Origin of the sequence: Martinezella calliandrae (genome assembly GCF_030272695.1) — a bacterium.
GTDB classification, from domain to species: Bacteria; Pseudomonadota; Alphaproteobacteria; order Rhizobiales; family Rhizobiaceae; genus Rhizobium; species Rhizobium calliandrae.
Genome location: NZ_JARFYN010000112.1, coordinates 1 through 6524 on the forward strand (window position 1 = coordinate 1; position 6524 = coordinate 6524).

General features: G+C 53.2%; 5 protein-coding genes and 2 pseudogenes. 1 reads left to right on the plus strand and 6 read right to left on the minus strand.

Going from position 1 to position 6524, the window contains the following annotated elements; translation table 11 throughout:
- Nucleotides 1–295: 295 nt before the first annotated feature.
- From PY650_RS35740 to PY650_RS35750, 3 genes are all read right to left on the minus strand, one after another.
- Nucleotides 296–1324, minus strand: coding sequence for an LLM class flavin-dependent oxidoreductase (locus PY650_RS35740; RefSeq protein WP_285884793.1), 1029 nt, complete (start codon nucleotides 1322–1324; stop codon nucleotides 296–298).
- 94 nt (nucleotides 1325–1418) lie between these two features.
- Nucleotides 1419–2537, minus strand: coding sequence for a histidinol-phosphate transaminase (gene hisC / locus PY650_RS35745; RefSeq protein ID WP_285884794.1), 1119 nt, complete (start codon nucleotides 2535–2537; stop codon nucleotides 1419–1421).
- Nucleotides 2538–2812: 275 nt separating this feature from the next.
- Entirely contained in the window at nucleotides 2813–2983 is a 171-nt protein-coding gene (locus PY650_RS35750; RefSeq protein WP_285884795.1) for a hypothetical protein, read from the minus strand.
- A gap of 498 nt (nucleotides 2984–3481) precedes the next feature.
- Between PY650_RS35750 and PY650_RS35755 the strand changes: the two genes are divergently transcribed.
- The gene (locus PY650_RS35755) at nucleotides 3482–4495 is read left to right on the plus strand and encodes a sterol desaturase family protein (protein ID WP_285884796.1); all 1014 of its coding nucleotides are present in this window, start codon (nucleotides 3482–3484) and stop codon (nucleotides 4493–4495) included.
- Nucleotides 4496–5044: 549 nt separating this feature from the next.
- On the opposite strand, the gene PY650_RS35760 is transcribed toward PY650_RS35755, so the two are convergent.
- The 3 genes and pseudogenes from PY650_RS35760 to PY650_RS35770 form a co-directional block, all read right to left on the minus strand.
- Complete coding sequence (locus PY650_RS35760) at nucleotides 5045–6061, minus strand: helix-turn-helix transcriptional regulator (protein ID WP_285884797.1); 1017 nt, start codon at nucleotides 6059–6061, stop codon at nucleotides 5045–5047.
- 151 nt (nucleotides 6062–6212) lie between these two features.
- Nucleotides 6213–6328, minus strand: a pseudogene (locus PY650_RS35765) (LysR family transcriptional regulator); the annotation flags it as partial.
- A gap of 112 nt (nucleotides 6329–6440) precedes the next feature.
- Nucleotides 6441–6524: pseudogene (locus PY650_RS35770) on the minus strand (acyltransferase); the annotation flags it as partial.

Consider the following 6524-nt stretch of genomic DNA (forward strand, 5'->3'; position numbering starts at 1 on the left):
GGCAAGGATCCAATGGATGTTCACAACCGAAAAGGCCCGCGAGAAACTCCACAAAGCCTATCCGGTCAAAGAGTCATAATCTCTGCGGAACGGTACTAGGACCAGCACGAATGTTGTCCAGCTCATCTCTGATCTAAAAACTTCGTCGGGCGACTGAAGCTGGGGCTGCTTCGCCGGCAACGGTGCCATACCAACGTTTCTGCAGTTTCTGCGCTTGTCCGCTCCCCACCCAGCCTTGCGGCCACCACGATCATGAAGGGACATCTGTCGAGATCGCAGTGCACGTTGCGGCGAGCTAGTCAGATCGAGCCATAATTTCGGATTGAATCCTGCCAGCCGTATACAGGGAAGCATCCAGCGGCAGACTCCCAAACGCAAGTTGACAGAGAAGATAGTTGGCGCCTGCCTCTTCTATCTGATCCAGCAAAGCTTGTCGCACCGAGGCCGCCGTTCCTGCAACGCATAACTCATTCTCGACCGCCTCGTCGAAGGTCAGCGGCAGGTTCGGAGGCGTCTGCAGGTCATTCAGGTCGTAAAGAAATTTAAAGCTCTCGAGCCAATGTTCGTAAGCCGACGCTGCGAGCGAATAGGCATCCCGGTCAGAACGTCCAATCACCACCATGCGTAGCAATCCTCGAAATGGCGATTGATCATCTGCGCTCGCGTTGCATTTTTGATAGGCGCGGAAGGCATCGGTAATTTTGCGGACTGAAGAGGAAGGTCCTACGCATGCGATATTTGCGCCATTCGCAGCTGCCCAGTGCGCAGACTCGGGCCGGTTGGTGGCGATCCACGTCGGCGGATGCGGACGTTGATGGGGTCTCAGCGTCAAAGGTATGCCGCTCAGCTCATAATGCTCGCCCTTATGGGACAACGTTCCGCCCTTCATCGCATTCACAAGAATTTCACTGGCTTCCACGTAGCGGCCTAGCGCCGCGTCCGGACCGATCCCGAAATAACCTAATTCGATCGGGAGAGAGCCGCGCCCTATCCCGAGCTCGACTCTGCCATCGCTCAAATGATCCAGCATGCAGATTTCTTCGAAAGCCCGCAGCGGATGATAGAGGGGCAGCAGCATGACTAAAGGCCCAATACGAAGGCGACGCGTGCGCTGTGCGACGCTTGATAAAAACAAATTTGGCGATGGGCTTCTGCCATGCGGAGTACAATGGTGCTCAGCGAGGTGATACGCGTAGAAACCAAGGCGATCGCACGCCTCTGCCAACCTCAGGCGATCCGAATACTGCTGGGCGATGTCGCTGCCGTTCGCGTCAAGGTGATCGAAGATGCCGAAGGTTAGGTTAGAAGGAAGGGCATTTCCCATTCAATTGTCTCCAATGTTTAACTAAAACCCGTAGGTTCAGGCGATCCGCTATGTCGTCTTGGCCATTTCGTTCGTCCGCGTGACAAAGCAAAAATTAACGCTGCGTAACCGGTAATCGCTGCGTCTTCAGGCTTTCAGAAATGTCACCGGCGGCTGAAAGGAATTTATCCATTTGGGCTTTTGTACCGATGCTCACGCGGATATGATTTTCCAAGCCATCATCGGGAAAGACGGCTACAAGTACCTTTTGCCTTTTTAACGATGCTTGCCACCAGGCGCCGTTTTGTCCGGATGGCACACGAGCAAGCAAGAAATTTGAATAAGATGGGATCACCGAAAATCCGAGTTCGGACAGCGCAATCATCGTTCGCTGTCTTTCATGTTTGATATGCTTATGGTTCTCGGCGTAAGCGGCGCGGTGCGAAAGGATGCTAATGCCCACCGCATGGGCGATAAGGTTCATGTTGAAGAGATTTTGGATATTGCGTAGCCTCCCGATAAGTTCAGGATGACCGAAGCCGAAACCAACGCGAATACCGGCGGCGGCGTAGCTTTTCGAAAATGTCCTTAAAATTAGAAGGTTCGAATGGCGATTAACAAGGCGTAGAGCATCATCGGGTGCAAAATCGACATATGCCTCATCCAATACGATCAATCGGTCGGACTGGGCGGCGAGCTTATCGATATCGGCTACCGGAACAAACGTTCCGCTCGGGTTGTTCGGATTAGCCAGCAGGATAAACTTTGAATCTTTTGCCGGACCAAGAAGCAACTGCTCGATTGGCAACGAATAAGATTTGCCCCATCCGATTTCTAAAAATCGAGCACCCTGCAACATGGCAAGCTTACGATTAAACGAAAAACCCGGCGACATCATCGCTACGCTATCGCCTGGAGCAAGGAAGGCTCTGTAAAGGAGCCCCAGCAGCTCAGACGATCCGTTGCCTGCGATCACTTGATCCTGGGAGAGGCCATACGCATTGGCGGCCGCCTCCCGCAAGCTGAAATTGTCATCTTCGGGATAAAGGTAATGCCGTTTGAGAGCCCTAAGCGCGGTTCGCATCACCGTAATCGGCAACGGAAAGGGATTCTCATTTGTGTCTAGTTTGACGCAATCGGCGTCCGGACCCGCTTGACTGGACGGCACAGCATCTAACTGTCTCGCTGTCTGCGAAAGAGCCGAAAGCACACTTTGCAGTTTTGCATCAGACATATCTTTTCTCCGTTTCAGTTCGCTGGACTCGTTTGCGCGTCATTTGGCCGTCCCATATGGCTTCGGACCTTCGTGCCTTTGCGAGCGCAGCAATGGCCATCCTGACGGCAGATCACCAAGGACCACCGCTAGTGTCTCAAGCCGCAATATGCTCAAACCTTCGCATTGGAGCGTCACCCCGCCCCATTCGCATTTTGACAAACTGTTTGATCTTAGGCGCCACCGCTGCTAGCTCGTGGCCCGCCGTTTCGAATTCGGTCAACATCGGTCTTCGATCAAGCCGGAGAAGCAGCAGCGAACATGGCCGGTAGCACGGCTGCGACATTGCCGGTCCCGGCGAGCCACATGCCCCTCGCATAATTTGTAATGAATGGTGCACGCGATGATAGATAGGGCAGCTGGCGGCAGGGGCGGCCCGCACCATAGATTGCTGCGGAAAACTTCATGAAGGCCTCTTGACGAATGAAATTGTAAATTCGATCTTGATCAAGACTCCAATGCCGCCATGATTGGCACCATCGGTGTGGTCTATCTTCCACCGACGACGCGATCGTTACCTCCACCTGCCGGGTCGCTAGCCGACACATCGTCGGTCGAGATCATTGACATTAGGATCAATGAGCACATCGCCACTGTTTCTTCTGACGAGGCTTTGTCACGTGGACAACGGATTAGCATCGCAGATACTCCTTGTGATTGAGCGTCTCAAGGAAACCTATTTACCCTTCATCGGACCATTGGGGTAATTGATTGATTTTATGGGACACATCCAAATGTTGAATGCAGCCATGGCGATTAAGTTTGCAGCTTGGCCCTGCAGCCAGTCCCCGCAATCCATGCAGGCCGTGAGGATCTGTCGCGAGAACGCTGGGCCGAACTCAATCAGCACATTTGCGAGAGAGCCGTCCGAAGAACGGACCATTCTTGCCAATGGAATTTAGGAAATGGATACTCATCATCCAAACAATCGATTTTGCAATCTAGGCAAATTCCGCATAGTGCGTTTTGTTGTTCGCCAATTCGTCGGAGCAATCAAAATGCACGTTCTCGATGTTGGGGAAATGGCCCAGCTCTTCGTCAAATCGTTTAAATTGGTTGCGATTTTCGCTACCGCATGCGTTGTGCTCGAGGTGATCTTTCCGGCTTACCGATACAGTTTTGCCTCGTACATTCGCGGCGCCCGGAATTGGATTATCCGCATCGGATGCGGCACTTTGATCTGGCACCTCTACGCTATAGGTTTGATATGGTTAGGGGTTAAGCCGCTCGTGACGATCAATTTCGGTGCGTTGCTTCACTCTAATAACGCGATCATCAATACGGTCCTTGCCGTCCTTTCAGGCGTTCTAGTCGCGATTGCCGGTGACTTCTTTTACTACTGGATGCACCGGGCTCAGCACGCCGTTCCATTTCTGTGGCGCCTGCACGCGACTCATCATTCAATCCGCGAACTGACGGCGTGGAATTGCAACCACCATATTTCCGAGCCATTTGTTTACGCGGCGTTTGTAGCACTACCACTCGCGCTAATTCACTTCGAATCAGGCGTCGTGCCAATTGCTGCCATGACGTTGATTACCTTTCAGGCCCATCTGTCTCACTCTAGCACACGCTTTAATCTGGGACCGCTTCGGTACCTCATCGGCGATAATAAATTCCACCGTATTCACCACTCCACGGAACTTCACCACCGGCATAAAAACTATGGCTTCTTTACAACCGTTTGGGACACGATTTTCCGTACTGCATACTGGCCGAAAATGAGTGAATGGCCGGAAGTTGGCATGCGAGATCAGCCCGAACCGCTCACCGTGCGCGACTTCATTATGTTCCCGTTTGACCAACGCCGCTGGCGCAAAACTAAAGCCGGAAGTGGTACAGGGGGAATTGAAACTGGCGGATTGAACGCGGTAAAGAGAGATGGTCCCGTTCATTCGGACAGAAGTTCTGCAATTTAGAGCGCAAAGCGCTGCTTGTTAAGTTGCCGTTTTTATCGTAGGGGGATCGCGCAGCAACTCTGATCCGAGTGCGGTCTGCTCGCACTGCTGTCGGGCGCAACTTGGTCAGGCCGAGGCCGAATACTGCCATGGCAATAACATCTTCGCCTTTTCACTCCGAGGCCGTTTAAGGCTTGGATGAAATTACAAAGAGCTCACGCGCAAACTCAATCGCTGCCGTGGTGGTCTTCGCGGCAGGGGCAACGCGAGCGATCCATCCAGTAAACGCTCGGCCTTTTCGGCCGAGAGCCTTTAGGAGTCGACGGCCGCATTAAAGGCGGACAACAACGAGGAGCGACCTCCCCTACCTCGCTTGCGAAGTCGTTCGTGAACCGCAGGACAAATTGGCCGATCACATTAAGCCGCTGAACGCGACGGATGCTGACGAGGGGAAGCTAGAGGTGCTAGAGGCAATCATCCGCCCAGAGGCTTATCAATGTGATGGCATCATCCGACTCGCACAGACCGGTTCTGCCGTTTGTCGCGCCAGCGCCTTCGTCAATCCGCTTGTCAGGAGGACCTTCGAGAATTTGATCCGCAGACCCGTCTCCTTGTTTCGGAGGGATTTTCTCCGTAGTGCGCCCTATAAACTGCGGCGAACCTTCCGAATTGAAAGAATCCCCATTTCAGGCAGATTTCTTTCATAAGCATGCGGTTTTCTGGATCGAGCAGGTCCTCGCGTGCTGCCCGGAGCCGAAGCATCTGTAGATAAGCTGCCGGCGTTGTATTCTTGAAAGCACGAAAACCTGCTTCGAGTGCTCTGGTGGAAACACCCGCCGCATCTGCCACCATTGGCATTGTAATCGGTTGGTTGACATTGGCACACATGAACTCGATCCCACGGCGGACGTGGCCGGGAGCAATCATATGGAGCTTCTTATCCAGCAGATGCGAGAACCGATGGGGCACCATCCGTATTATGACATCGGCTAGCGCCTGCGTAATATGAGCCATAGCTATGGGACTCTGACAGAGGGGACCATTGTCACGTATTCCGTCGATAATCGCTTCCGTGAGATTGCCGATTGTCCGACCAACTGGCGTTGAAAGGTCGACTTCGGGCAACAGGTCGAGCGAGCCGCTAAACGGCATATCGAAAGTTTCGCCAATGGTCCGTTGGATCAAAGACCAATTAAGCACCAACTCATCTATTAGATTGGATTGCCCATGTATAGAAATGCTGTCTGGTTCGAAATTCCTGTAAAGAAGCAATCTCTCTTCTCGGGCCTCAGCCATGCGCGAACCGTACGTGACCCCCATGCCGCCTCTGCGAGGCACCACGATCGATAGATGCTCTGTAGCTTCGGAACACCACTGAGCGCGGAACTGAAACCCGGTCTGATGGTTACCGGTAATCAATGCTGCGCTTTCACACCCTGCAAGATCGAGCGCCCAATTGAAGTCTTGAGTACGACCGACGAGATCGGCGTCGAATGTGCCGAAAACCGCTCCGAGGGATTCGATCATGCTATCGAACGTCGAGCCACGATATCGAAAAACGGTATTCTCAGCGCTATTTTCCATCATGCATCTCCAGGCTCAATCCTGCTGCTCGTTCAGGCTGGTTCAACGGCCAAGCCTGTGATCTAGCTATGTGCGCGTGCATACCGAGTTGTGGTTGCGCGTCCTTGATCTCTTTCAATGTGCGGCAACAATTCGACTTTCCGCTACAGAAAACCGCGCTCATCGCCGGCTGACTGAGATTGATCTGCGTGCCGCCGCGATGCGCTTGCGCTCGGTCATCAAAGCGTCGAACAAGACCGCGAGATTTAGATCAGGTCCCTTGAACCGCAGGTTTCTTCCACAGGCGGCTGGCACAATCTCGATCGCCGGAATTTCAATGCGTGTGGGACTGCGTGAGTTTGCCAGCGGGCATTCGGCGCTTAGGGTCAGCAATCGAGGTGCGTCATAACTCCGGTCCGTTCCGGTCGATTGTCGTACCAGCTGGCCAATCGGAGATTGGCCGTCCAACAGGCAGAATAATGACAAG

Excerpts from the sequence above, each read along its gene's own strand:
- PY650_RS35740 (WP_285884793.1), bottom strand. The coding sequence starts at position 1,324 with ATGGGAAATGCCCTTCCTTCTAACCTAACCTTCGGCATCTTCGATCAC.
- hisC (WP_285884794.1), bottom strand. The coding sequence starts at position 2,537 with ATGTCTGATGCAAAACTGCAAAGTGTGCTTTCGGCTCTTTCGCAGACA.
- PY650_RS35750 (WP_285884795.1), bottom strand. The coding sequence starts at position 2,983 with ATGAAGTTTTCCGCAGCAATCTATGGTGCGGGCCGCCCCTGCCGCCAG.
- PY650_RS35755 (WP_285884796.1), top strand. The coding sequence starts at position 3,482 with ATGGATACTCATCATCCAAACAATCGATTTTGCAATCTAGGCAAATTC.
- PY650_RS35760 (WP_285884797.1), bottom strand. The coding sequence starts at position 6,061 with ATGATGGAAAATAGCGCTGAGAATACCGTTTTTCGATATCGTGGCTCG.